The organism is Plantactinospora sp. BB1, from assembly GCF_003030385.1.
Lineage (GTDB): Bacteria > Actinomycetota > Actinomycetes > Mycobacteriales > Micromonosporaceae > Plantactinospora.
The window spans coordinates 3,395,350-3,420,771 of sequence record NZ_CP028159.1 but is presented as its reverse complement, the minus strand read 5'-3'; the positions used below and the strand labels follow the sequence as shown (position 1 = coordinate 3,420,771).

Annotated in this window: 20 protein-coding genes, 1 tRNA gene and 2 pseudogenes; 8 read left to right on the top strand and 15 right to left on the bottom strand. The window is 72.0% G+C overall.

Annotated elements, in window-relative coordinates; all coding sequences use genetic code 11:
- Nucleotides 1-12 precede the first annotated feature (12 nt).
- Nucleotides 13-1,464, bottom strand: coding sequence for a GTPase HflX (hflX, locus tag C6W10_RS14940; RefSeq protein WP_107258605.1), 1,452 nt, complete (start codon nt 1,462-1,464; stop codon nt 13-15).
- 790 nt (nt 1,465-2,254) lie between these two features.
- On the opposite strand from hflX, the gene C6W10_RS14935 reads away from it, so the two are divergent.
- Complete coding sequence (locus C6W10_RS14935; protein ID WP_107258604.1) at nt 2,255-3,736, top strand: NAD-dependent malic enzyme; 1,482 nt, start codon at nt 2,255-2,257, stop codon at nt 3,734-3,736.
- 174 nt (nt 3,737-3,910) lie between these two features.
- Here the strand turns inward: C6W10_RS14935 and dapF are convergent, their stop codons facing one another.
- From dapF to C6W10_RS14920, 3 genes and pseudogenes are all read right to left on the bottom strand, one after another.
- Complete coding sequence (gene dapF, locus C6W10_RS14930; protein ID WP_107258603.1) at nt 3,911-4,756, bottom strand: diaminopimelate epimerase; 846 nt, start codon at nt 4,754-4,756, stop codon at nt 3,911-3,913.
- A 238-nt stretch (nt 4,757-4,994) separates the two neighbouring features.
- Complete coding sequence (gene miaA / locus C6W10_RS14925) at nt 4,995-5,954, bottom strand: tRNA (adenosine(37)-N6)-dimethylallyltransferase MiaA (protein WP_107258602.1); 960 nt, start codon at nt 5,952-5,954, stop codon at nt 4,995-4,997.
- Nucleotides 5,955-6,112: 158 nt separating this feature from the next.
- Nucleotides 6,113-6,805, bottom strand: a pseudogene (locus C6W10_RS14920) (class III extradiol dioxygenase subunit B-like domain-containing protein); the annotation flags it as partial.
- A gap of 248 nt (nt 6,806-7,053) precedes the next feature.
- Between C6W10_RS14920 and C6W10_RS14915 the strand changes: the two are divergent.
- Nucleotides 7,054-8,262: a DUF349 domain-containing protein gene (locus C6W10_RS14915; RefSeq protein ID WP_107263953.1), complete on the top strand. Its 1,209-nt coding sequence runs from the start codon at nt 7,054-7,056 to the stop codon at nt 8,260-8,262.
- A gap of 360 nt (nt 8,263-8,622) precedes the next feature.
- On the opposite strand, the pseudogene C6W10_RS14910 reads toward C6W10_RS14915, so the two are convergent.
- Nucleotides 8,623-9,743: pseudogene (locus tag C6W10_RS14910) on the bottom strand (IS630 family transposase).
- A 99-nt stretch (nt 9,744-9,842) separates the two neighbouring features.
- Nucleotides 9,843-11,336, bottom strand: a complete 1,494-nt coding sequence (miaB, locus tag C6W10_RS14905) for a tRNA (N6-isopentenyl adenosine(37)-C2)-methylthiotransferase MiaB (RefSeq protein ID WP_107258601.1) — start codon at nt 11,334-11,336, stop codon at nt 9,843-9,845.
- An 82-nt stretch (nt 11,337-11,418) separates the two neighbouring features.
- Between miaB and C6W10_RS14900 the strand changes: the two genes are divergently transcribed.
- Complete coding sequence (locus C6W10_RS14900; protein WP_107258600.1) at nt 11,419-11,667, top strand: DUF2277 family protein; 249 nt, start codon at nt 11,419-11,421, stop codon at nt 11,665-11,667.
- Nucleotides 11,668-11,700: 33 nt separating this feature from the next.
- On the opposite strand, the gene C6W10_RS14895 is transcribed toward C6W10_RS14900, so the two are convergent.
- The gene (locus tag C6W10_RS14895; RefSeq protein WP_107258599.1) at nt 11,701-12,183 is read right to left on the bottom strand and encodes a hypothetical protein; all 483 of its coding nucleotides are present in this window, start codon (nt 12,181-12,183) and stop codon (nt 11,701-11,703) included.
- A gap of 548 nt (nt 12,184-12,731) precedes the next feature.
- Between C6W10_RS14895 and C6W10_RS14885 the strand changes: the two genes are divergently transcribed.
- The 5 genes from C6W10_RS14885 (at nt 12,732) to C6W10_RS14865 (ending at nt 16,516) form a co-directional block, all read left to right on the top strand.
- Nucleotides 12,732-12,827, top strand: a tRNA-Sec gene (locus tag C6W10_RS14885).
- Nucleotides 12,828-13,159: 332 nt separating this feature from the next.
- Entirely contained in the window at nt 13,160-13,912 is a 753-nt protein-coding gene (locus C6W10_RS14880) for an amino acid ABC transporter ATP-binding protein (RefSeq protein WP_107258597.1), read from the top strand.
- A 59-nt stretch (nt 13,913-13,971) separates the two neighbouring features.
- Complete coding sequence (locus tag C6W10_RS14875; RefSeq protein ID WP_107258596.1) at nt 13,972-14,907, top strand: glutamate ABC transporter substrate-binding protein; 936 nt, start codon at nt 13,972-13,974, stop codon at nt 14,905-14,907.
- Between the two features lie 86 nt (nt 14,908-14,993).
- The gene (locus C6W10_RS14870) at nt 14,994-15,650 is read left to right on the top strand and encodes an amino acid ABC transporter permease (protein WP_107258595.1); all 657 of its coding nucleotides are present in this window, start codon (nt 14,994-14,996) and stop codon (nt 15,648-15,650) included.
- Nucleotides 15,647-16,516 carry an amino acid ABC transporter permease gene (locus tag C6W10_RS14865; RefSeq protein WP_107263952.1) on the top strand — a complete coding sequence of 290 codons (870 nt, stop codon included), beginning with the start codon at nt 15,647-15,649 and terminating at the stop codon, nt 16,514-16,516. The genes C6W10_RS14870 and C6W10_RS14865 overlap by 4 nt, the downstream gene beginning before the upstream one ends.
- A 66-nt stretch (nt 16,517-16,582) precedes the next feature.
- Here the strand turns inward: C6W10_RS14865 and rny are convergent, their stop codons facing one another.
- The 8 genes from rny to C6W10_RS14825 form a co-directional block, all read right to left on the bottom strand.
- On the bottom strand, nt 16,583-18,358 hold the full coding sequence (rny, locus tag C6W10_RS14860; protein WP_107258594.1) for a ribonuclease Y: 1,776 nt from the start codon (nt 18,356-18,358) through the stop codon (nt 16,583-16,585).
- 654 nt (nt 18,359-19,012) lie between these two features.
- Nucleotides 19,013-19,717, bottom strand: coding sequence for a 3-keto-5-aminohexanoate cleavage protein (locus tag C6W10_RS14855; protein ID WP_107258593.1), 705 nt, complete (start codon nt 19,715-19,717; stop codon nt 19,013-19,015).
- A gap of 32 nt (nt 19,718-19,749) precedes the next feature.
- Nucleotides 19,750-20,490 carry a regulatory protein RecX gene (locus tag C6W10_RS14850; RefSeq protein WP_107258592.1) on the bottom strand — a complete coding sequence of 247 codons (741 nt, stop codon included), beginning with the start codon at nt 20,488-20,490 and terminating at the stop codon, nt 19,750-19,752.
- A gap of 23 nt (nt 20,491-20,513) precedes the next feature.
- On the bottom strand, nt 20,514-21,563 hold the full coding sequence (recA, locus tag C6W10_RS14845) for a recombinase RecA (RefSeq protein ID WP_107263951.1): 1,050 nt from the start codon (nt 21,561-21,563) through the stop codon (nt 20,514-20,516).
- 216 nt (nt 21,564-21,779) lie between these two features.
- Nucleotides 21,780-21,980 (bottom strand): DUF3046 domain-containing protein, encoded by a 201-nt coding sequence (locus C6W10_RS14840; protein ID WP_107258591.1) that lies wholly within the window; start codon nt 21,978-21,980, stop codon nt 21,780-21,782.
- Between the two features lie 39 nt (nt 21,981-22,019).
- A complete protein-coding gene (locus tag C6W10_RS14835; RefSeq protein WP_107258590.1) occupies nt 22,020-23,342 on the bottom strand; it encodes an MFS transporter in 1,323 nt (440 codons plus the stop codon).
- Nucleotides 23,343-23,512: 170 nt separating this feature from the next.
- Complete coding sequence (locus C6W10_RS14830) at nt 23,513-24,655, bottom strand: acyl-CoA dehydrogenase family protein (protein ID WP_107258589.1); 1,143 nt, start codon at nt 24,653-24,655, stop codon at nt 23,513-23,515.
- 50 nt (nt 24,656-24,705) lie between these two features.
- Nucleotides 24,706-25,404: a UdgX family uracil-DNA binding protein gene (locus C6W10_RS14825; protein ID WP_107258588.1), complete on the bottom strand. Its 699-nt coding sequence runs from the start codon at nt 25,402-25,404 to the stop codon at nt 24,706-24,708.
- Between the last annotated feature and the right edge of the window lie 18 nt (nt 25,405-25,422).

Below are 25,422 nucleotides of genomic sequence, written 5' to 3'. Positions count from 1 at the left end.
CGGCGCGGCCGGTCATGCCACTACCTCCCGGTACGGCGCCAGCTCCGCGGCGAGCGCCTCGTCCACCCGTACGTGGAGTTTCGTCCCCTCCGGCAGGTGCGCCGTGCCGAGCACCTCGCCCCGGCGGTGCACCCGGGCAACCAGGTCGCCCCGGTCGTACGGGAGCACGGCCCGGACCTCGACCGCCGGCCGGGGCAGCCGGGCCTCGATCGCCGCCCGGACGTCCTCGACACCGCCACCGGTACGCGCGGAGACGAAGACCGCGTCCGGCCACTCCCGCTTCAGCCGGAGCAGGGTCTCCTCGTCGGCCGCGTCGGTCTTGTTGACCACCAGCAGCTCGGGGAGCTTGTCCGCGCCGACCTCGGCCAGCACCTCGCGTACCGCCCGGACCTGCTCCTCGGGGTCGGCGTGCGCGCCGTCGACCACGTGCACGACGAGGTCGGCGTCGGCCACCTCCTCAAGGGTGGAGCGGAACGCCTCGACGATCTGGTGCGGCAGGTGCCGGACGAAACCGACGGTGTCGGCCAGCGTGTAGACCCGGCCGTCGGCGGCGTACGCCCGGCGGGTTGTCGGGTCCAGCGTGGCGAAGAGGGCGTCCTCGACCAGTACTCCGGCGTTGGTCAACCGGTTGAGCAGGCTGGACTTGCCCGCGTTGGTGTAGCCGGCGATGGCCACCGCCGGCACGTTGTTGCGGGCCCGCCGGGCCCGCTTGGTGATCCGGGCCGTCCGCATGTTCTTGATCTCCCGCCGGAGCCGGGAGATCCGGATCCGGATCCGGCGCCGGTCGGTCTCCAGCTTGGTCTCACCGGGACCACGCAGCCCCACGCCGCCACCGGCGCCGCCGCCGCGACCGCTACCACCGGCCTGCCGGGAGAGGCTCTCACCCCAACCACGCAGCCGGGGCAGCAGGTATTCGAGCTGGGCCAGCTCGACCTGGGCCTTACCTTCCCGGCTCTTGGCATGCTGGGCGAAGATGTCGAGGATCAGTGCGGTCCGGTCGACCACCTTGACCTTGGTGCGCTGCTCCAGGTTGCGCAGTTGGGACGGGGAGAGCTCACCGTCACAGATCACCGTGTCGGCGCCGGAGGCCAACACCACCGAGCCGAGGTCGTCCACCTTGCCCCGACCGATGTAGGTGGCCGGGTCGGGGCGGCTGCGCCGCTGGATCAGGCCCTCGAGCACCTGCGAACCGGCCGTCTCGGCGAGCGCGGCAAGCTCCGCGAGGGAGTTCTCCGCGTCCGTCACCGTGCCGTCCGTCCAGACGCCGACCAGGACCACCCGCTCCAGCCGAAGCTGCCGGTATTCGACCTCGGTGACGTCGGCCAGCTCGGTGGAGAGGCCCGCGACCCGACGGAGCGCCTGGCGGTCCTCCAGCTCCAGCTCGCCCGTGGTGACGTCGCCATCGATGACGATGGCGTCAAGGTCCTCGTCCGCCAGCCGAACGAAGCTTTCCTGGTCTCGCAAGCCGATCCTCCTGATCTGGTCTCTTCGCCGTCCCCGGCCGGAGCGCGGTGCCTGTCCGCCCGGCCGGTCGGGACTTCCGACGCCCCTGCGTCATCTGCGCGCTCTGCGGCTTGTCGTCGCATTGGTTACGCTCTGCGCGCTGGTGGCAATCAATCGTGACACGTGCGCCGGTCGGACGCACCCGCTATATACCCGTCGGACGGACGGCCTACGTCTCGGCGGGCGCACTCTCTGCGCCCCGCGCCGGGGCAGGGCTCCGGTCACGGCGGGCCGGGCGGTCGCGTCATCCGGAATGGTCAACGTCCCCTGGCGGCGGGAAATTCCGGTACGCACGGTCCGTGGCGACCCGAATGGCGCCGCCCGTGGCCTGCTGTCGACCCGGTGCTGCCGGCCGGGTCGGCTTGTCCCGTTGGCCCGTCGTGTCGATCCCGTTCGTCGTCGCGGCGAACTGGCGGGAGGCGATGGCGAATTGGCGGAAGGTGAGGGGCGAGCTGGTGGAAGAGGTCGTGACGAGCTGGTGGAAGGCGAGGAGCGAACTGGCGGAAGGTGAGGTCGCGGCGAGCTGGCGGGAGGCGAGGGGCGAGCTGGTGGAAGGCGAGGGGCGAGCTGGTGGAAGTGAGTCGGTGACGCAACCGGGCGGGCTGGCGTCGGCGGCGTTGTCGAGTCCGCCTAGGGTGGTGCGGGTCGCCGGGCGGCGACCGAGGGCAGGCCCGGCCGACGGCGGGTCGGGGCCGGCAGGCGAGAATGCTGACGGCGGCAGCGAGGCCGCGGGAAGACGACGGAGGACCACGTGGCGATCACCCGACTGCCGAGTGCCGGATTCTCGATCACGATCCGGATCAGCGTAACGGCGGACGCCTCGGCCATCGGCCGGCTGACCACCTGCGTCGGTGAGGCCGGTGCCATCGTCACCGCCCTCGACGTGGTCGACTCCGACCCCACCACGGTGGTCGTCGACCTGACCTGCGACACCGCCGACGCGACCCACGCCGACCAGGTGGTGCAGGCGCTGACCGCACTGGACGGAGTGGACGTCCGCAAGGTCTCCGACCGGACCTTCCTGCTGCACCTGGGCGGCAAGATCGAGGTCTCGCCGAAGGTGGCGCTTCGCAACCGGGACGAGCTTTCCCGGGCGTACACCCCGGGGGTTGCCCGGGTCTGCCTCGCGATCGCGGAGAACCCCGCCGACGCGCGACGGCTGACCATCAAGCGCAACACCGTCGCGGTGGTGACGGACGGCTCGGCCGTACTCGGACTCGGCAACATCGGTCCGGCGGCGGCGCTGCCGGTGATGGAGGGCAAGGCCGCGCTCTTCAAGCGCTTCGGCGGGGTGGACGCCTGGCCGGTGGTACTGGACACCCAGGACCCGGACGAGATCGTCTCGATCGTCCGGGCGATCGCCCCGCAGTACGGCGGGATCAACCTGGAGGACATCGCCGCGCCGCGCTGCTTCGAGATCGAAAACCGGCTGCGTGAACTGCTCGACATCCCGGTCTTCCACGACGACCAGCACGGCACCGCGATCGTGGTGCTCGCCGCGCTGACCAACGCACTGCGGGTGGTCGGCAAGAAGCTCGCGGACGTCCGGGTGGTCGTCTCCGGCGCCGGTGCCGCCGGTACGGCGATCATGAAGCTGCTGCTCCGGCAGGGCGTCGGCGACATCGTCGCGTACGACCGTCAGGGCCCGCTGCACCGCGGCCTGGAAGGGCTGAACCCGGCCTGGCAGTGGTTGGCCGAGAACACCAACCGGGACAACTTCTCCGGTGACCTTAAGACGGCCCTGCACGGCGCCGACGTCTTCATCGGGGTGAGCGCCCCCAACCTGCTCACCGGGGACGACATCGCGATGATGGCTCCCGACGCGATCGTCTTCGCGCTGGCCAACCCCGACCCCGAGGTGGACCCCCGGGAGGCGCGCCGGCACGCGGCGGTGGTCGCCACCGGCCGGTCCGACCAGCCCAACCAGATCAACAACGTACTCGCCTTCCCGGGCGTGTTCCGGGGGATGCTCGACGCCCACGCCGAGGAGTTCACCGAGGAGATGGCGATCGCGGCCGCCCGGGCCATCGCCGACGTGGTGGGCGCAGAGAAGATCAACCCGACGGTCATCGTGCCGAGCGTCTTCGACTCCCGGGTGGCACCGGCGGTGGCGGCCGCCGTCCGGGCCGCCGCGCAGCACCCCGCTCCCCCGCCGGCCGCGGACCCCGGGCCGGCCGACCTACCCGAGATCGCCGCCGAGGCCGCCGCCCCGGCCAGCCCGCTGTCCAGCTGACCCCACCGTCGGCCGCCCACGCGACCCTCCGGCCGCCCACGGGGCTGCCCGACAGCCACAGAGCCGGCGACGACGCGGCAACAGACCGGGAGCGGACAGGGCTGGGCGACAGGCCGCAGAGCCGGCGGGAGTGCGCGACAGACGGGACAGGAACGGCCTCGGTGAACGGGACGCTCAGGCGGTGAGGGCGGCCAGGTCCAGCTCGCCGTCTGCGACCAGGACCGCCGGGCCGGCGAGCCAGCAGCTCTCGTCGTCAACGGTCACCGTCAGCCGGCCGCCGGGCACGTCCACCGCAACCGCCCCACTGGTACGCCCGGCGTCCCGCAACGCCACCGCCGCCACCGCGCAGGCGCCGGAGCCGCAGGAGAGGGTCTCCGCTGAGCCGCGCTCGTAGACCCGCATCCGCACATGCAGGTCGGCACCGTCGACCGGCTCCCCGGGAGCGACGAACTCGACGTTCACGCCGGTCGGAAAGACCGCCGGGTCGAAGTCGGGTGAGCGGGTGAGGTCGAGCCCGGCCAAGTCGATGCTGGTCGGCAGTACGCAGACCAGGTGCGGGTTGCCGCAGTCAACGGCGGTACCGACCAGGGTCAGTCCGCCGAGTGCGGCCACCGAGCCTCCGGTGATCCGGGGCGGCCCGAGGTCGACCGCGATCTCCCCGGAGTTCACCTCGGCGCGGACCACTCCGGCGCGGGTGGCGATCGGCAGGCCGCCGTCGACCGGCTCGGCCAGCCCGTTGGAGATCAGGTACCGGGTGAAGACCCGCACCCCGTTGCCGCACATCTCGGCGACGGAGCCGTCGGAGTTCCAGTAGTCCATGAACCACTCGGCGGCGTCGGCGTAGCCGACCGCGTCCGGGTGCTTGGCCGCCCGGACGACCCGCAAGAGCCCGTCCGCGCCGATCCCGCGCCGACGGTCGCAGAGCGCCGCCACGATCGACGGGGTCAGGTCGAGCTGGCCATCTGGGTCGGGCAGGAGCACGAAATCGTTACCGGTGCCGTGGCCCTTGGTGAACCGCACCCCTCCATCATCCCCGAGCGCCCGACGACCCCGCCGGGCACCCTCACCGGGACCCGGCACCATCCACCCCGGGACACCTCAGCGGCACCAATGCGCCCGGCGACCGCGGCGGGCCCCTCCGCCCCGGCAACCACACCAGGTGCCCGTCGCCCCGGCAACCACAGCAGGCGCCCATCGCCCCGGCAACCACAGCAGGCGCCCGTCGCCCCGGGAACCACGGGAGGCTCGCGGGGATAGGTCAGCCCGGGTGGCGGGCCGGGTCGGCCGAGCCGGCGGGCGCGGCGGGCGACGGGTCGGCGACCAGGGCGAGGGCCGTCTCGACCAGGTCGTCGCGGGCACCGTCCAACCAGTGGATCCGGGGATCCCGGCGGAACCAGGAGCGTTGCCGCCGGACGAAGCGTCGGGTCGCCTGAATGGTGTCGGCCCGCGCCTCCGGCTCGGAGATCTCGCCGTCGAGCAGCCGGAGCACCTGCTGGTAGCCGAGCGCGCGACTGGCGGTCCGGCCCTCCCGCAGGCCCTGCTCCGCCAGCGCCCGGGTCTCGGCGACCAGGCCGTCCGCCCACATCTTGTCCACCCGTACGGCGATCCGCTCGTCCAGCGCCGCCGTCTCCCGGTCGACCCCGATCTGCACGGCGTCGTAGTACGGCGTCGGCCGGGGCAGCGAGGCGGTGAACGGCGCTCCGGTCAGCTCGATCACCTCCAGTGCCCGTACGATCCGTCGCCCGTTGCTGGGCAGGATGTGCTGCGCGGCCACCGGGTCGGCGGCGCGTAGCCGGGCGTACAGCGGAGCCGGTCCCGACTCGGCGAGTTCCGCCTCCAGCCGGGCTCGGACCAGCGGGTCCGTACCGGGGAACTCGAACTCGTCGACCACCGCCCGGACGTAGAGCCCGGAGCCGCCGACCAGCAGCGGTACCCGGCCCCGGGCCAGGATGTCGTCGACCGCCGCCCGGGCCAGCGCCTGGTACGCCGCCACGCTCGCCGGTTCGGTGACCGGCCAGATATCCAGCAGGTGGTGCGGTACGCCGGCCCGCTCGGCCGGGGTCAGCTTGGCGGTGCCGACGTCCATCCCGCGATAGAGCTGCATCGAGTCGGCGTTGACCACCTCGCCGCCGAGCGCCTGGGCGAGTTCGATGCTCAGCCCCGACTTGCCGGTGGCGGTGGGTCCGACGACGGTGACGACCCGGGCACGCGGGCTCATGCCGGCCCTCCGCCCGGCGCGCCGAAGACCGGCGACCGCTCCGGCTCACCGGGCCCGGGCGGCCCGTCCGGCTCGTCGGCCGGCCAGAAAGCCACAGCGCCCGACGTGGCGGTGGCTAGGGCGCCCGGCGTGGCGGTGGCCAGGGCATCCGGCGTGGGGGTGGCCACGGTGCCGGGCGTCCAGGTGGCCACGAAGTAGCTGACGCCGTAGGGCGCCGCGTAGTAGCCGAGGTCGCCTCGCCAGGGTGCCCCGCTGTGGGCCGCCGCAGTGGCGAGCACCTGCCACGGTGCCCGGCCGGCCACCAGCAGCCGGGTCGACAGTTCCGGCTCCAGTCCGAGCAGGGCCGGACCGTCGGCGTCGCGGAGGGCCGCGGCGACCCGGTCGTCGTAGGGGCGGGCGCGCGGATCGTCGTACCCGGGGGAGCGCTCGCCCCGGCACGCCGACCCGTCCCCCAACACCAGCAGCGCGATCCGCTTGGCCGGATCCTCGACCAGCTCGGTACCGATCCGCCGGCACTCGCCCACCGGGGCGTCGCTGGCCACGCTCTGCCCCCGCCGGGGTCCGGTGGCACCGGCCCGGTCCAACAGCCAGGCGCCGACCAGCAGGCTGAGCGGCAACTCGCCCCGGCCGGTGCCCGTACCGTCCGGACCCAGCCGCAGCACCCGATCGAGCCCGTACGGCCGGAGGCTGCCCGAGTCGCCCGGCCCGTACCGTACGGTCTGGGCACCGGCCCCGACCAGGACCAGGACGTCCGGCTCACTCGCCAGCAGCCGACGGACCGCGTCGACGCAGGCGAGACGGAGGTCATCCAGCTCACCGGCGGCAGCGCCGGCCAGTTCGGGGACGATCATCGGGGGATGCGGGCAGACCGCGGCGGCGACCAGTGGCACGCCACCACCGTAGCGGGCAGCGAACCTTACACCCGTTGGCCAGACGATCCGGGTGCGGTCAAGGACACCGTATGGTCACGGTCGACGATAGGCGCTCGACGCGGACGGGGTTGGACCTGTGACAATGCCGGGAGAAACTTCGCTGCGCCGTGGCGGCGACCGCCGGGGACCCCCATCCCCGGCAGCGCCGGGAGAACGAGGATGGGCTCATGAGTGACTGGACTGCCTTTGGACGGGTGGATGCGGACGGCAACGTCTACGTCAAGACGGCCGAGGGTGAGCGGGTGGTCGGTTCCTGGCAGGCCGGTGCGCCGGAGGAAGGTCTGGCCCACTTCGCCCGCCGCTTCGCCGACCTGGTCACCGAGGTCGACCTGACCGAGGCCCGTCTCAATTCGGGGGCGGCGGACCCGTCGGGTTCGCTCGCCACGATCCGGCGGTTGCGGGCGTCGCTCGCCGACGCGCACGTGGTCGGTGACCTCGACGCGCTCGCCGCCCGGCTGGACCGGCTGGCCACGCTCGCCGAAGGCAAGGCCGGCGAGGCGCGGGCGGCCCGGGAGACGGCCCGGGCCGAGGCGGTGACCCGGAAGACGGCGCTGGTCGAGGAGGCCGAGAAGCTGGCCGCGGAATCCACCGGGTGGAAGACCGCCGGCGACCGGCTCAAGGAGATCCTCGACGAGTGGAAGACCATCCGGGGCGTCGACAAGAAGACCGACGGCGAGCTGTGGAAGCGGTTCGCGGCCGCCCGGGACGGCTTCACCCGGCGCCGTGGGGCGCATTTCGCCACCCTGGACGCCCAGCGCAAGCAGGCTCAGGCGGCCAAGGAGGAGTTGGTCGTCGAGGCCGAGTCGCTGGCCGACTCGACGGACTGGGCCGCGACCGCGAACCGGCTGCGGGAGCTGATGGCACAGTGGAAGGCCGCGCCGCGCGCCTCGAAGGAGGCCGAGGAGCGGCTCTGGGAACGGTTCCGGGGCGCCCAGGACAGCTTCTTCTCCCGGCGTAGCGAGGTCTTCTCGGCTCGGGACGCGGAGCAGCGCGGCAACCTGGAGCGCAAGCAGGCCCTGCTCGCCGAGGCCGAGGCGCTCGACGTCGACGGCGACCCGCGCGGCGCGCAGGCGAAGCTGCGGGAGATCCAGGGGCAGTGGCACGAGGCGGGCCGGGTTCCCCGGGACGCGGCGGCCAACCTGGACCGCCGGCTGCGTGCGGTGGACGAGCGGGTCCGCCAGGCGATGGATTCGGCGTGGCGGCGGACCGAGCCGTCGGCCAACCCGCTGCTCGCGCAGATGCGTGACCAGGTCGCCGAGGCCGAGCAGCGGCTGGCCCGGGCCCAGGCGGCCGGCGACGCGAAGCGGATCCGCGAGGCCGAGCAGGCCCTCGCCGCCAAGCGCCGCTTCCTCGAACTGGCCGAACAGGCGAGCTGAACCGGCTCCGGGGCGGGCGCACCGCCCCGGGCCGCGACACGCGGTCAGGCTGGGCAACGCGGTGCCCATGCCGTGCCCCGTGCCCCGTGCACTGGGCGGGCCGGCGGAGGTGACGCCCATCCATGTCGCGACGCCGGCAGAGGTGACACCGGTTCGTGTCGCGGTGGCGGCAGAGGTGACGGCGGTCCGTGTCGCGGCGCCGGCAGAGTGCCGTCGATCGTGGCCGGTGGGCTACCGCCGCCGCTGCCGTGCCGGCGGCGCCGGCAGCGGTCGCGTGGCGGCACCGGGCACCGGTCGGGCCGGTCTCCGTGCGGAGACCGGCCGGCTAGTGCTGTGACCACGAACGTTGGCCGGGTTGGGTCAGGCTGCTCGGGTGGTGGTTTGACCCCATCGGTGTTGGCGTTCGCTACGGATTCGGGCTCGTTCGCGGCGTTGTGCGGCGAGGACGTCGGGGTGGCGGGCGTTGGTGTTGCGCCAGCGGAGGTAGGCGTGCAGGGCCCGGGTGGCGACGGTGTGGTTGGGATGGTTCGAGCCGGTCACGACGAAGGTGCGTAGCGGGCCGAAGTGGGCCTCGATCGGGTTCGCCCAGGAGGAGTACGTCGGGGTGAAGCACAACTCGACCCGGTTGGTTGCTGCCCATGCCTTGATCCGGTGGCCCTTGTGCGCGGAGAGGTTGTCCAGGATGACGTAGATCGGTGCCCTGTCCGGTCGGGCAGCGCGGATCGACTTGAGGGCGGCGAGGGCGTTGGTCGCGGACTTCCGGGTCCGGACGACGCCCCAGAGGGTGTCGTCGCCGACGCTGTAGCAGGCGTGGAACTGCCGCACCCCGTGCAGCTTGTGATAGTTCGCGGGGAGCCGGTCGGGGTGACCTCGCGCCGACCATGAAGCGCCGGGGTGCGGGCGGATGGTCAGTGGCCCGAACTCGTCGAAGGCGAAGACCCGGTCCGGGAACGAGGTGGTGACTTCCTCGATCCGGGCGAGTTTCGCCTGCGCCTGGGGGTCGTTGGTCTCCTTCCACGTCTTCGTGCGTTGGAAGGTGATCTCGTGCTTGTGGAGAAACTCCCGTAGCCGTTCACGGCCGATCGTCACTCGGCGGGTGCCGTGGTTGTGGGCCAGATAGTCGGCGAGTTTCCGAAGGCTCCAGCGGGTGAACGGCTGGTCGAGGGCCTGTGGTCGGGTCGTGGCCGTCGCGACGATGAACGCCTCGTCGTCTTCACTGATTCGGCGGGGACGGCCACCCGCCCACCGAGGGTCCAGGCAGGCCAGGCCCAGCTCGTTGAACCGGTGGATCACCTCCCGGATCGCGTCCTCATCACCCTGGACCAAGCGGGCGATCGCCGGAACGGTGTTACCGCTGGCGGAGGCCATGATGACCATCGCCCGCCGCAGTCGGATCGGAGAACCGTCCCACGCCGCACGATCTGCTGTAATCGCCGGCCCTCGTCATCACTGAGCCGGCGAGCCCGAACAGGTTCTGCCATCTCGACAGCCTGAACCCCCGAGTACAGCCAAGCCGCGAACGCCGACCGGCGTGTCACCCAACCCGGCCAACGTTCGCGGTCACAGCACTAGAGGACAGCTCAGCGGTCGCAGGCCGCCGCGGACGCGGGCAGCGGCGGCGGCACGCCGACCGTGGGCAGCCCGAGCGAAACCCCCGGGGTACGCGGTGTCCGGCCCGCCTCGGCGGCGTCACCGGCCCGGGTACGCCGGTGGGCCAGCGGCTCCCCGTCGGCGTTCAGGTGGTGTGGCGCGGCGTAGCTGACCGTGGTGTGCACGATGTCGCCGGGCCGGATCTTGCCCTCGTACGAGCCGGCGGCGAAGTGCACCAGCCGGCCGTCCCGGGCCCGTCCGGAGAGCCGTCCGGTGCGCTCGTCCTTGCGCCCCTCGCCGACCGCGACCAGCACCTCGACCGGGGTACCGACGAGCTTCCGGTTCTCCGCCCAGGTGATCTCCTCGACCGCCGCGATCAGCCGCTCGTAGCGCTCCTGCACCACCTGCTTCGGCAGTTGGTCGGGCATGGTCGCGGCCGGCGTGCCGGGGCGCTTGGAGTACTGGAAGGTGAACGCGGAGGCGAACCGGGCCTCCCGGACCACCTCCAGGGTGCGGGCGAAGTCGGCCTCGGTCTCGCCGGGGAAGCCGACGATGATGTCGGTGGTGATCGCCGCGTCCGGCATCGCCGCCCGGACCTTCTCGATGATCCCGAGGTAGCGGTCGGCCCGGTACGACCGGCGCATCGCCCGGAGCACGTCGTCGGAGCCGGACTGCAACGGCATGTGCAGCGAGTGGCAGACGTTCGGGGTCTCGGCCATCGCCGCGATCACGTCGTCGGTGAAGTCCTTCGGGTGCGGGCTGGTGAACCGGACCCGCTCCAGCCCGTCGATCCCGCCGGTCGCCCGGAGCAGCTTGCCGAAGGCGAGCCGGTCACCGAACTCGACGCCGTACGAGTTCACGTTCTGGCCGAGCAGGGTGACCTCGAGCACACCCTCGGCGACCAGGGCGCGTACCTCGGCCAGGATGTCGCCGGGCCGGCGGTCCTTCTCCCGGCCGCGCAGCGCCGGCACGATGCAGAACGTGCAGGTGTTGTTGCAGCCCACCGAGATCGACACCCAGCCGGCGTACGTCGACTCGCGCCGGGTCGGCAGCGTGGAGGGGAAGACCTCCAGCGACTCCAGGATCTCCACCTCGGCGGCGGTGTTGTGCCGGGCCCGCTCCAGCAGCACCGGCAGCGCGCCGATGTTGTGGGTGCCGAAGACCACGTCGACCCAGGGTGCCCGGCGGACGATCTCGCCCCGGTCCTTCTGGGCCAGGCAGCCGCCGACCGCGATCTGCATGTCGGGGTGCTTGTCCTTGACCGGGCGCAGGTGGCCGAGGTTGCCGTAGAGCCGGTTGTCGGCGTTCTCGCGTACCGCACAGGTGTTGAAGACCACCACGTCCGGGTCGTCGGAGTCGGCCGCGCGCACGTAACCGGCCTGCTCCAGCAGTCCGGAGATCCGCTCGGAGTCGTGCACGTTCATCTGACAGCCGTAGGTGCGCACCTGATAGGTACGCGGGCTGCCGGGGGCTGCGGTAGTCATGACAGTGACAGAGTATCCGCAGGACTCGGGAAGCCCGTTCCCCCGGGACGTCGTCCACTCCCCTTCACCGGAAGGTAGCGCCATGTGCCGGAGCATCAAGACCCTTCGCCAGCCGTACGCCGAGGTCGTCACCGAGACGGACATCGAGGCGGCGGCGTTGCAGTACGTCCGCAAGATCTCCGGGTTTCGCGCCCCGGCCGCGCACAACGCGGCGGCGTTCGACGCCGCGGTGGCGGCCGTGGCCGAGGCGACCCGGACCCTGCTCGACCAGCTCGTGGTGAAGGGCTCCGGCGCCGGCCAGCCGGCGAAGGATGGCCAGCCGGCCGGCTAGCGGCCCGGAGCAGCCCGGCTGGCGAGTCGGCGGTCAGGCGGCGGCGAGCGCCGGGATGACCGAGTCGGGGACCCAGCGCGAGCGCTGGCACGGCGACCAGCCCCGGCAGCGCGGGCTGAGCAGCGTGCAGAGCCGCTGTTCGGAGAGGATCTCGCCGTCCTCGGTGTCCCGCACGTCGTGGTGCACGGGCCGGATGGTGCCGTCGGCCGCGACCAGCAGGTGCCGGCCGGCGTCGAGGGTGTCGTCCGCCAGCAGGCAGGCCCGGCCCAGCCGGCGGGCGAACGCCGCGACGGCGCTCACCTCCGGCAGCCCGGCCGGCACCCCGTAGCAGTCGACGGAGGTCGGGAAGTCGCCGGGGCGGTGCCAGACGTCGACCAGCAGCGCGCCGGACGGCACCCGGACCGGGTCGACCCCGCCGAGCGGCAGCACCGGTACGTCGAGCGCGTCGGCAAGCGCGAGGCGGATCTCCGAGGCGGCGACGCGCCCCTCCGTCCTCCAGTTCCACAGCTCGATCATTGCCGCCTCCTCGCCGTAATCGTTCGTGGCTGGATGCCGGGTCTCGGTCGGGCATCCCCCGTCGGGCCGGGCACCCCGGTGCCTGGGTGTGACGGCCTCACCCACGATGGTGCCGGGCACACCCGGTCGAGAGCGGCTAAGTTACCGGTCTGTGACCATATCCGCCGAAATAGACGGCCGTTGACTACCTATTGTAGTCGGAGGAAGCCACTGCTCCGGCGCAGCGCGCCGGGGATGCTCACCCAGCGTGTTCTGTTCGGCTCGGCCCGGTCGGGCACCGGACACTTCGGGCTGCCGCCGGTGACCCGACCGCAGGCGCCGCCGGGTGCGACGACCGCGAATACCTTTCCACTGATCGAGGTGCTCACCGGCCGGGCGACCGGCACGGACGCCGCCGAGTCGGCCGCCGCCCGGCGCCTTCGCAGCCGGTGCCGGGTCGGCGATCTTTTCCGGACCACCCTGGACCGGCGTCGGCGACCGGCCGTCCCGGTGAACCGCCCGAATGGCGCACACCCTACGATCAGGGGCGCAAGGATGCCGCTGGCTGAGGAGGCGGGCAGGCGCCTGGTGGTCCTCCCGGTCTTCAAAACCGGTGCGACCGAGTAGCTCGGTCGGGCGGGTTCGATTCCCGTACGCCTCCGCCAGCAATTTCCGCGACTTTCCCGCGACGACCCCGTTGCCCGGTTTCCGATGCCCCTCCGTGCCGGGTCCGGAAGCGGGCAACTGTCGCCAACTACCCAACGTCATTCCTTCTTTACGTCATGTGACGCACGTCGTCGGCGGTGTTATCGCCCCGTGATGAACTCGATTGCATTCCAGCACGTCAGGTCCCCTAGAGTTGCGTCACCGATTCAGCGGAATCCGGTGCGACAGATCGTGGACGAGACAGGTAGGGGGACATGACCGAGCGGAGCGAGCGCGTCAGCCAGCTCAGTCACCCGGGTCATGGCGCCGACGAGCGCAGCGAGGAGACGACGTGACCGGTACGACCGACCAGCCGCTCATCAGGCTTGACGGGGTCAACAAGTGGTTCGGCCCGTTGCACGTGTTGCAGGACGTCAACCTCTCCGTAGAGCGGGGCGAGGTCGTCGTGGTCATCGGTCCGTCCGGCTCCGGAAAGTCGACGCTGTGTCGGGCGATCAACCGGTTGGAGCCGATCAACTCCGGGACGATCACCTTCGACGGTCGACCGCTACCGGCCGAGGGCCGGGCACTGGCCCGGCTGCGCAGCGAGGTCGGCATGGTCTTCCAGTCGTTCAATCTCTTCGCCCACAAAAGCATTCTGGACAACGTGACCCTCGGCCCCATAAAGGTCCGCAAGGAGAAGCCGACCGTCGCCCGGGAGCGTGCCATGCAGTTGCTGGAGCGGGTCGGCATCGCGAGCCAGGCGGAGAAGTACCCTGCTCAGCTCTCCGGCGGGCAGCAGCAACGGGCCGCCATCGCCAGGGCCCTGGCGATGCAGCCGAAGGCGATGCTCTTCGACGAGCCCACCAGCGCGCTGGACCCGGAAATGGTCGGCGAGGTGCTGGACGTGATGACCTCGCTGGCCAGCGAGGGCATGACGATGGTGGTGGTCACCCACGAGATGGGCTTCGCCCGGCACGCCGCCAAGCGGGTCATCTTCATGGCCGACGGCCAGCTCGTCGAGGACGCGCCGCCGGACGAGTTCTTCGGCAACCCGCGCAGCGAGCGGGCCAAGGACTTCCTGTCGAAGATCCTGACCCACTAGTTGTCCAGTATGTGGAGCGTCGCTGCGGGCGCCGCTCCACCAAGAGGAGGAGAAAGATAATGCGTATCGCACGCATGGCGGCGCTGACCGCTATGGCGGCGCTCGCCCTGTCGGCCGCGGCCTGCGGCGAAGAGGGTGCGCCGACGCCGAGCGGAGCCGGCAACGGCTCCGACGCCCCGGGCGGCGACACCTGCCAGACGTCCGGCACGACCTTCACCCCGGCCTCCAACGTCGCCATCACCGGCAGCCCGACCTACGACAAGATCAAGGCGGCCGGCAAGGTCAGCGTCGGCGTCAAGTTCGACCAGCCCTTCCTCGGCTACAAGGACGCCCAGGGCACCCGGTGCGGCTTCGACATCGAGATCGCCCAGTACGTCGCGAGCAAGCTCGGGATCGACCCGACGAAGATCGAATACAAGGAGATCCCGTCGGCGAACCGGGAGACCGCGATCAAGGGTGGTGAGGTCGACTACTACGTCGGCACCTACTCGATCACGGACAAGCGGAAGAACGACATCTCCTTCGCCGGGCCGTACTACGTCGCCGGACAGGCCCTGCTGGTCCGCAAGGACGAGACGGCGATCACCGGCAAGGACACCCTCAAGGGCAAGAAGGTCTGCTCCGCGACCGGTTCGACGCCGATCCAGAAGGTCCGGGACGAGGGCCTGACCGAGCCGGAGAACATCGTCGAGTTCAAGACGTACTCCGAGTGCGTGTCGCAGCTGCTCGACGGCAAGGTGGACGCGCTCACCACCGACGACGCCATCCTGAAGGGCTACGCGGCGCAGGCGGGCGGCGAGCTCAAGGTCGTCGGCGAGCCGTTCAGCACCGAGAAGTACGGCATCGGCCTGCCCAAGGACGACAAGGCGCTGCGGGACTACGTCAACGACCAGATCCAGGCGGCCTTCACCGACGGCACCTGGCAGAAGATCTACGACGGCACGCTGGGCAAGTCCGGCTCCTCGGCGACCCCGCCGACGCTGGAACGGTACTGACAGCCGCTGACGGCGATCTGATCTGCTAACGACGCCGGGCGGGGAGTCCGCTCCCCGCCCGGCCTGGCGACGACTGAGAGCGAGGCATGGGCGAGTTCTTCCGCGTACTGGCGGACAACCAGGACCTGTTCGTCGACGGGTTCACCAACACCGTCAAACTCTTCCTGATCTCCGCCGTCTTCACCCTCGTCCTCGGCACCCTGCTCGGTGCGATGCGGGTCTCCCCGGTTCCCGCGCTTCGTGCGTTCGGGGCGGCGTACGTCAACGTGCTGCGCAACACCCCGCTGACCCTGGTCTTCGCCTTCCTCGTCTTCGCGGTGCCGAAGCTCGACGTCAACATCGACTACTTTCCGGCCGCCTGCATCGCGCTCACGCTCTACACCTCGGCATTCGTCTGCGAGGTGGTCCGCTCCGGCGTGAACACCGTGGCGGCCGGGCAGGCCGAGGCGGCCCGCGCCCTGGGCATGACCTTCGACCAGGTACTCGGGTTGATCGTCCTGCCGCAGGCGCTCCGCTCGATGGTGCCGCCGATGATGAGCGTCATGATCGCGATGCTCAAGAACACCACGATCGCCGCCGGCTTCTCCGTACTGGAGGCCGGTGCCATCCCGGCGTACATGGCCGAGCGGGGTGAGCCGCAGTTCGCCGTGCTGCTCTGGATCACGATCGGCTTCCTCATCCTCATTCTTCCGCTGGTCTTCCTACAGCGGTTCCTCGAGCGCAAGTGGACGGTGGCACGGTGAGTCAGGCGACGGTTCTCTACGACCTTCCGGGGCCGAAGGCACGCCGCCGCAACGGTCTGATCGGGATCCTCACCATCGCCGGGATCGTCGCTCTGCTCGCCTTCGTGGGCTACCGGCTCTGGGAGACCGGCCAGTTCGAGGCACGCAAGTGGGAGCAGTTCAGGTTCGAGGCGGTGCAGGTCGAGCTGCTCAACGGGCTCTGGGCCACCCTGAAGGCGGCCGGCATCGCCGCCGTACTCGCCATGCTCTTCGGCGCCGTCTTCGCCAGCGCCCGGCTCAGCGACCGGTGGATCCTGCGCGCGCCGGCCACCTTCGTCGTCGAACTCTTCCGGGCCATCCCGCTGCTGATCCTGATCTTCTTCGGCTACTACGTGCCGTTGCAGTACGGCTGGCCGATCGACAAGATCTGGGCGCTGGTCATCGGGCTCACCCTCTACAACGGCTCGGTACTGGCCGAGATCTTCCGGGCCGGCCTCAATGCCGTACCCCGGGGCCAGTCCGAGGGCGGGTACGCGATCGGCCTGCGCAAGAACCAGGTGCTCCGGCTGATCCTGCTGCCCCAGGCGGTGCGCTCGATGCTGCCGGCGATCGTCAGCCAGCTCGTGGTGCTGCTCAAGGACACCGCGCTCGGGTTCATCATCACCTACCCGGAGCTGCTCTACGTCGGCAAGACGATCGGCGGCCGGCTGTCGTTCGGGCTGCCGTACGTGCCGACGTACCTGATCGTCGCCGCCATCTACATCTCCATCTGCGGGCTGCTCTCGCTGCTGGCCTGGTGGTTGCAGAAGCGGATGATGCGGATGCCGAAGACGGCCGCACCGGTGATGCAGACCAAGGAGGCGGGCGGCGCCGCCAGCACCCTCTGAGGCAGCCACCTCGGATCGCTCAGCGGAACTTTCCGGGGCGAGGTTCCGGCGGCAGGTGCGCGCCGGTCAGCGGGCGATCTCGGTGACCCGGGACTCGCGTACCACGGTCACCCGGATCTGCCCCGGATAGGTCAGCTCCTCCTCGATCTGCTTCGCCACGTCCCGGGCCAGCACCGCCGCGCCGATCTCGTCGACGTCGTCCGGCTTGACCATCACCCGGATCTCCCGGCCCGCCTGCATCGCGAAGACCTTCTCCACGCCCGACTTGCCGGCGGCGATCTCCTCGATCCGCTCCAGCCGCTTGACGTACGCCTCCAGGCTCTCCCGGCGCGCGCCCGGCCGACCGCCGGAGCAGGCGTCGGAGGCCTGGGTGAGTACCGCCTCGATGGTCTGCGGCTGCACCTCGTTGTGATGCGCCTCGATCGCGTGTACGACCTCCTCGGCCTCGCCGTACTTGCGGGCCAGGTCGGCGCCGATCAGCGCGTGGCTCCCCTCCACCTCGTGGGTGAGCGCCTTGCCGATGTCGTGCAGGAACGCGGACCGCTTGATCAGCGGCACGTCGAGTCGCAGCTCGGCGGCCATGATCCCGGCGATGTGCGCGGTCTCGACCAGGTGCTTGAGTACGTTCTGCCCGTACGACGTCCGGTAGCGCAGCCGGCCGAGCAGGCTGACCATCTCCGGGTGGATCTCGGTGATCCCGACCTCGACCAGGGCGTCCTCGGCGGCCCGTTGGCAGAGCCGCTCCACCTCGTGCTTGGCGGTCTCGAAGACCTCCTCGATGCGGTGCGGGTGGATCCGGCCGTCGAGTACCAGCTTCTCCAGGGTGAGCCGGCCGATCTCCCGGCGTACCGGGTCGAAGCAGGAGAGCAGGACCGCTTCCGGGGTGTCGTCGATGATCAGGTTGACTCCGGTGACCGACTCGAAGGCCCGGATGTTGCGCCCCTCGCGGCCGATGATCCGGCCCTTCATCTCGTCGCCGGGCAGGTGCAGCACGCTGACCACGCTCTCGGCGGTCTGCTCGCTGGCCACCCGCTGGATCGCGTCGACCACGATGTGCCGGGCCCGCTGCTCGGCGGTGTTCCGGGCGTCGGCCTCGATGTCCCGGACCAGGATCGCCGCCTCCCGCTTCGCCTGGCCCTCGATCGCCTCCACCAGCTCGGCCCGGGCCGCGTCGGCGGTCAACCCGGCGATCCGCTCCAGCTCCCGCTTCTGCCGCTCCTCCGCCTCGGCCAGTGCGGTCTCCCGGGCCACCAGCGCCGCCTTCCGGGCCGCCAGCTCGGCGGTCGCGGCGCTGAGCTGACGCTCCCGCTCGGCGAGCCGCTCCACCTCCTCGGTGTGCAGCCGCTCCCGCTCGTCCATCCGCTGGGCCCGGCGTTCCACCTCGGCCGCCTGCTCCCGGGTGGTGGAGGCGAGCAGCGAGATCTCCCGCTCGCCGCTGCGCCGGGCCGCCGCGCGTACCTGCTCGGCGTCCGCCTCGGCCTGCCGGTGCGCCCGGTCCAGTACCGTGTCGGCCTCGGCCCGGGCGGCGTCCAGCACCCGCTGCGCCTCGGCGCGGGCGGCGCTCGCCTCGGCCTTCGCGGCGGCGGCGTCGGCCCGGGCCGCGGCGGCGGCCGACTTGGCCGTGTCGACGCTCGACGACGCCTCGTCGGCGGCGGTACGCAGCGCCGCCAGCGACTGTTCCTGCCGGTCCTTCTCGGCGACGAAGGCCGGATCGTCCGGTGGCGGCGTGGCGGCCACGGTCCCGATCCGGCGCAGCGCCCGGGTGCCCAGGCTGATCGCGACGAGCACCAGCGCGGCCAGCCCGACGATGGCGGCCAGCAGCACCCATTCCAGGCCGCTCATGCCGGCACTCCGCTACGCCGGGTGCCGGCGTGCGGCACATCCGCACTGAACTGGCTGATTCGCTCGCGTCGCTCGGTCATGCCGGAGCCCCGGCGTGACTGAACCCGCTACCGATGCTGGCCCGCTCGGTCATGGCCGCCTCCCCTGTGCCGTCAAGCGCCGGCGGGACCACGCCCGTGGGTGGGGCGTGCCCTACGGCTGTCACGACGCCCGACCGAGGCGGCTGGCCGAGGGTACGGCCACCGGGCAGTGCCCCCCGGGGACACCGCCGACGACCGGGTGCTGGTGCTGCGCGGTCACCCGACCGGCCCGTCCGGTAACCGAATAATCTGGCCGATGAACTGGCCCGAAGTGATGCCGTACTGTTACGCGATCTATGTTGTGCGCTTAGCCTGCGATGGTCGGGAAAACTCGTCTAAGGCGAGGCTAGGTCGCGATGGGGCATTCGGTCAAGAAACTCATGATCCGGCCAGGTGACTGACGTAGGGCGACGGCACGCTCACGGGAAGCTGATTTCAGGGCGGGCATAAGGGGGCGAGTCCGGAATCCGACTCGACCTGCGGCCACGACGACACCGGTCCGGAAACCGGACCGGAAGCGCTCCCAGCTCGGATCACGGGCACCCGCCCGACGCCCCGGAGGGCCCTCGGCGACTCAGCCCGCGCCCAGCGTCACCGCCGCCGCCACCAACTCGGGATTGCCGGGCGCGGGCGAGCCGTCCGGCAGCGTCCGGATGTCCTCCAGCCCGATCCGGGTGCCGAGCCCGCGCCGGACCGCCTCGACGAGTACCGCCCAGCTCGCCGGCCCTTCGCCGTGCAGCAGTATCGGTGGGCCGTCGGCCGGGAGCGCGACGAGCATCGCGGCGGCGTCGGCCAGCGCCTCGGCCGGCTCCGGCCGCATGCACTCGACCAGCACCCGTACGCAGGGCACCCGCCACCGCTGGTACGCCGCCACCGCCTCGACCGTCCAGAGGCCGGCCTCGACCCCGACACCGCGCTCGTGCAGCGCCCCGGCCACCAGCTCGGCACCCGGCTCGTGCGCGTTGACCGAGGCGAAGTCCGGCAGCACCGTCCAGCCGCGTACCGCCGCCAGCCGGGCGGCCGGGTCGGGCTGGATCCAGGCACCGGTGCTGACCCCGACCGGCAGGCCGGGACAGGCTCGGCGGATCGCGGTGACCGCCGCCGCGATGTCGGGCGCGGCCAGCGACTCCCGCCCGTCCCGGTCCCTGGGGTGGACGTGCACCGCCGCGGCACCGGCGAGCCGGCACCGGGCCGCGTCGGCGGCCAACTCGGCGGGGTCGACCGGCACGGCGGGATGCTCGTCGCGACGTACCCCGCCGTTGAGACATGCCTTCAGCACGTTGACGGCTCCGCAGTGCAGCTCAGGCGCCCCTAGAGGGCGTCGCGATCGGGTTCGGCACCGGCTTCGGCCAGCGCGTCCGCGTCGATCTGGTCGGCGAACTCGGCCGCCTCGGCGTCCCGCTCGGCCAGCGCGTCCCGGACCGCCCGGATCGCCACCCCGGGCGGGTAGCCCTTGCGGGCCAGCATCCCGACCAGCCGCCGGAAGACCGCCTCGGGAGAGCCGGTGGCGGTACGCAGTTTCCGGTCGACCAGTTGCCGGGCCGTCTCGGCCTCGGTCGTCTCGTCCAGCTCGCCGAGCGCCTCGGTCGCGATGTCGGCGTCCACGCCCCGCTGGCGCAGCTCGTTGGCGAGGGCGCGTCGGGCCAGTCCCCGGCCCTGGTGCCGGCTGCTCACCCAGGCCCGGGCGAAGGCGGCGTCGTCGATGATGCCGACCTCGTCGTAGCGGTCGAGCACCTCGGCGGCCACCTCTTCGGAGATGCCCCGCCGGGCGAGTGCGGTGGCCAGCTCGGCCCGGGTGCGCGGACGCACGGCGAGCTGACGCAGGCAGATCTCCCGGGCCTGCTCCGCCTCGTCACGCGGAGCACTCGGCGTCGGCGACCCGTCCGGATCCGCGTCACCCGGTCCCCCTGCCCCTGCGGGCCACCGCCCGGACGGGCTGGCCGGGCCACCTGACCGGCCCCGGCGCGCACGGCCGGTGCCACTGCCGCCCGTACGGGCCGACGGGGCGGCATCCCACCCCCGGCCCGTACGGGCACCACGTCGTCCTGCCACGTCGATGTGGACCCGGTCGACCGTCAGAAGTCCACCGGCGGAAGCTCCGGCCCGCCGGCCGCGTCCGTCCCGGCGGCCATCCCGACGCCGAGCTTCTCGAGGATCTTCTTCTCGATCTCGGCCGCCACGTCCGGGTTCTCCCGGAGGAACTCGCGGGCCTTCTCCTTGCCCTGGCCGAGCTGGTCACCGTCGTAGGTGTACCAGGCGCCGGACTTGCGGATGATCGACTGCTCCACGCCGACGTCGATCAGCGAGCCCTCCCGGGAGATGCCCTTGCCGTACATGATGTCGAACTCGGCCTGCTTGAACGGGGCCGCGACCTTGTTCTTCACCACCTTGACCCGGGTCCGGTTGCCGACCACGTCGGTGCCGTCCTTGAGGCTCTCGATCCGGCGCACGTCGAGCCGGACCGAGGCGTAGAACTTCAGCGCCCGGCCACCGGTGGTCGTCTCGGGCGAGCCGAACATCACACCGATCTTCTCGCGGAGCTGGTTGATGAAGATCGCCGTGGTGCCGGTGTGACTCAGCACACCGGTGATCTTCCGCAGCGCCTGGCTCATCAGCCGGGCCTGGAGGCCGACGTGGCTGTCGCCCATCTCGCCCTCGATCTCGGCACGCGGCACCAGCGCGGCGACCGAGTCGATCACGATGATGTCGAGCGCGCCGGACCGGATCAGCATGTCGGCGATCTCCAGCGCCTGCTCACCGGTGTCCGGCTGGGAGACCAGCATCGCGTCGGTGTCCACGCCCAGCGCCTTCGCGTATTCCGGGTCGAGGGCGTGCTCCGCGTCGATGAACGCGGCGATGCCGCCGGCCTTCTGTGCGTTGGCCACCGCGTGCAGCGCGACGGTCGTCTTACCGCTGCTCTCCGGGCCGTAGATCTCGACGACCCGGCCGCGCGGCAGACCCCCCACGCCGAGCGCCACGTCGAGCGCGATGGAACTGGTCGGAATCACGGCGGTCTGGATGACCGGCCGCTCCCCCAGCCGCATCACCGAGCCCTTGCCGAACTGCTTGTCGATCTGAGCGAGAGCAAGGTCGAGTGCCTTCTCCCGGTCAGGTCCTGCCGCCATCGTCGCCACCCCTGCCTTCGCCGGCATCTTCGCTGAGCTTTTCGTCACGCGCACACGCTAGGCGCTCGGTCCGACAGAAAACAGCCGGCTGGCCGCGACCTGTGGATGGGCGCCCCGCTGTGGACAATAGCCGAACAGGTGTACGACTCGGCACACGACACGCCAAACTACTATAAGTGCCTAATCGATCACTTTGAGACGCGTGTCGATCGATGGTCAGCGTAGCCGAGCCGGCACGCGGTCCGGGTACGCCGCGCAGACCGCCCGCCACACCACCACGGTCTCCTCGCCGGCCTCCAGCGCCTGCCGGATGGTCCGGCCGCCCAGCTGCGGCAACACCTGGTCGGCGGCGATGCTGCCGGCGTACGCCGGACCGAACGTCTGCTCCAACCGCGCCCAGAAGTCTGTCAGCCGCACCGAACCAATCCCCTTCCCCGACGGACACCCGCCCGGTCCTCACGCACCGCCCCGCACCCCCGGCGACGCCGTCCGCAACGCTAGCGCCAGCAGCGGCACCACGGCGACCGCGGCCAGCAGGTTGAGCACCGGATAGCCGGCAACCTGGATGACAAACCCGCTCAGCGCCCCGGCCAGCGCCCCGGCCAGCCCCATGGTCAGGTCGGAGAGCCCCTGCACCGCCGGGCGCACCGACGCCGGCACCGACTCCGACAGCAGGGTCGAGCCGGCCACCATCGTGCCGGACCAGCCGAGCCCGAGCAGGGTGAGCCCGATCGAGATCCGGACCGTGTCGTGCCCGGCGGTCCCGGCGACCGCGCAGGCGGCGAGGAGCACGCCGAGCCCGCCGAGGATCACCGCACGCCGGCCGAGTCGGTCGGTGAGCCAGCCGACCAGCGGGGAGAGCGCGAACATCCCGGCGATGTGCAGGCTGAGCACGATGCCGACCACCCGGAGCAGGTGGGCGTCGGAGTGCCACTCGCCGAGGCGTACCGGGGTCATCACCATCACCCCGACCATCACCAGGTGCCCCATCGCGACGGCGGAGATGCCGAGCCGGGCCGCCGGCAGCTCGCGGACCACCCGGAGGGCGCCGCGCAGGCCGTCGTCCCGGCCGGGCCGGGTGCCGGGGGCGGCGGCCACCGGCGGGGCGTCGGCGGCCGCGAGCCGGCGGGCGGTGAGCAGCGGGTCGGGCCGGAGGAACACCAGGAGTACGCCGGCAGCCAGCGCGAAGGCGAACACGCTGAAGACGAAGGGGCCGGCCAGCACGGGTACCCCGGTCCAGGCCAGCGCCCGGTCGGCCGGCGCGGCGAGGTTCGGGGCGGCCACCGCGCCGATGGTGGTGGCCCAGACGGCGATCGACAGGTGTCGGCCCCGGCGGGCCGGCTCGGCCAGGTCGACGGCGGCGTACCGGGCCTGGAGCCCGGCGGTCGTCCCGCCGCCGAAGAGGAGCGCGCCGACGAAGAGCAGCGGTACCCAGTCCGTGACCGCCGCCACGATGATCAGGACACCGCCCACCGCGCCGACCAGGTACGCGGCGATCAGCCCCGGCCGCCGGCCACCGGTACGCATGATCCGGCTGACCGGTACGGCGAGCAGCGCCCCGCCGACCACCGAGGCGCTCTGCACCAGGCCGGAGATCGCGGTGCCGCCGAGCCGCGCCGCGAGCAGCACGCCGACGGTCATCCCGATGGTCATCCCGGTGCCGCCGATGATCTGGGTGAGGCAGAGCAGCAGCAACGTGCGCCGCTGGACCCGGGCGACGTCGACCGGCGCCGCCCCGGCGGGGCGGCCCCCGACTCCGGTGGTGAGTTCCGCCGTCATGCCAGCCGCTCCCGTCCCCGTTTCGGACCCGCCGCCTCCGGCGGGGCGGCCCCGCGTCGGGCACCGCAAGGAGCGGTGGGCCGGGCCATCCTTACCCGCGGATCGAAGCACGCCGCCCGGCCCGGTTCAACCCCGATTCGCCGCCGGCGTAGCCGCGAGCCGCCGGCCGGTCAGAGTCCCAGGTCGCGGCCGATGATCTCCTTCATGATCTCGGTGGTGCCGCCGTAGATGGTCTGCACCCGACCGTCCAGCCAGGCCCGCGCGACCGGGTACTCCAGCATGTAGCCGTAGCCGCCGTGCAGTTGGACGCAGCGGTCGGCGACCCGGTTCTGCAACTCGGTGGTCCACCACTTGACCTTCGCCGCGTCCACCGCGGAGAGCCGGCCCGCGTTGAACTCGGCGACACAGTGGTCGAGGAAGGTACGGGCGATCGTGACCTCGGTGTCCAGCTCGGCGAGGAGGAAGCGGTTGTGCTGGAACGCCCCGATCGGCCGGCCGAACGCCTGGCGGGACCGGGCGTGCTCCAGGGTGACCGCGAGCAGCCGCTCGGCGGCGGCGACCGCGGCGACCGCGATGCCGAGCCGTTCCCGGGGCAGGTTCGCCATCAGGTGGTAGAAGCCGCTGTTCTCCGTACCGAGCAGGTTCGCCGCCGGCACCCGGCACTCGTCGAAGAAGAGTTCGGCGGTGTCGTTGGCCTTCAGCCCGACCTTGGCCAGCCGGCGTCCCCGGGTGAAGCCGGGGGTGCCGCGCTCGACCACCAGCAGGCTCACGCCGTGCGCGCCCCGCTCCGGCGCGGTCTTCGCCACCACCACGACCAGGTCGGCCAGCTCGCCGTTGGTGATGAACGTCTTCTGTCCGGTCAGGACGTAGTCGTCGCCGTCCCGGGTGGCGGTGGTGCGGATCCCGGCCAGGTCGGAACCGGCGCCCGGCTCGCTCATCGCGATCGCGGTGACGATCTCGCCCGCGCAGAAGCCGGGCAGCCAGCGCGCCCGCTGCTCGTCGCTGGCCAGCTCGCTCAGGTACGGCGCGACCACGTCGTTGTGCAGCCCGAACCCGAGCCCGGAACAGCCGCTGGCGACGATCTCCTCGACGAGTACGGCGTTGAACCGGAAGTCTCGCTGTCCGCCGCCGCCGTACTCCTCGGGGACGTCCGTTCCGAGCAGCCCGGCCGCACCGGCCCGGCGCCAGACCTCCCGGTCGACGATGCCGTCCGCCTCCCACCGGTCGTGGTGCGGCACCGCCTCGCGGGCCAGGAACGCCCGGCAGAGCTGGCGGAACTCGTCGTGCACGGGCTCGTAGAGGTGCAGTTCCATGCCGGCCAGTCTGCCTGGGCGGCATGCCGGACCCAAGAGGCCGGAACCGGTCAACCCAGCGCCCCGGCCACCACCTTCAGGTCGTCGACCAGGCCGGCGTAGGCGGCGTCCCGGTCGTCGGCGCGGAGCACCGCCGAGGGGTGGATGGTGGCGACCAGCCGGGTCGGCGCGACCGTCTCCCGCTCGCCGGTCGGCCCGACCGGTACCTTGGCGAAGTCCTGCGGCCGCTGCGCCGACTCCGGCCAGGGCAGGAGTACGCCCCGGGACTGGGTGACCCGGAACGAGGGGCCGAGCAGCGCCTTGGCCGCCGTCGCGCCGAGCACGACCACCACCTCGGGGTGCAGCCGGGCGAACTCGGCGACCAGCCAGGGCCGGCAGGCGACGATGTGCACCCGGTCCGGCGTCTTGTGCAGCCGGCGCTTGCCGCGCATCTCGAAGCGAAAGTGCTTGACCGCGTTGGTGATGTAGAGCTGCGCCGGGTCGATGCCGGCCTCGTCCACCGCCCGCCGCAGCAGGTGCCCGGCCGGCCCGACGAACGGCAGTCCCTTCTGGTCCTCCATGTCGCCGGGCTGCTCGCCGACGAAGACCACCCGGGCGTGCTCGTCACCCCGGCCGAAGACCGTCTGGGTGGCGTCCCGGTACAGCTCGCAGCCCCGGCAGCCGCCGGCCGCGTCGCGCAGCTCGGCCAGGCTGCCGGCGTCGGGCGGGATGAACTCCTGCGCTCCGGGCGCGGTCTCCGTCTCAGGCATAGCGCATGTTCTACCCCG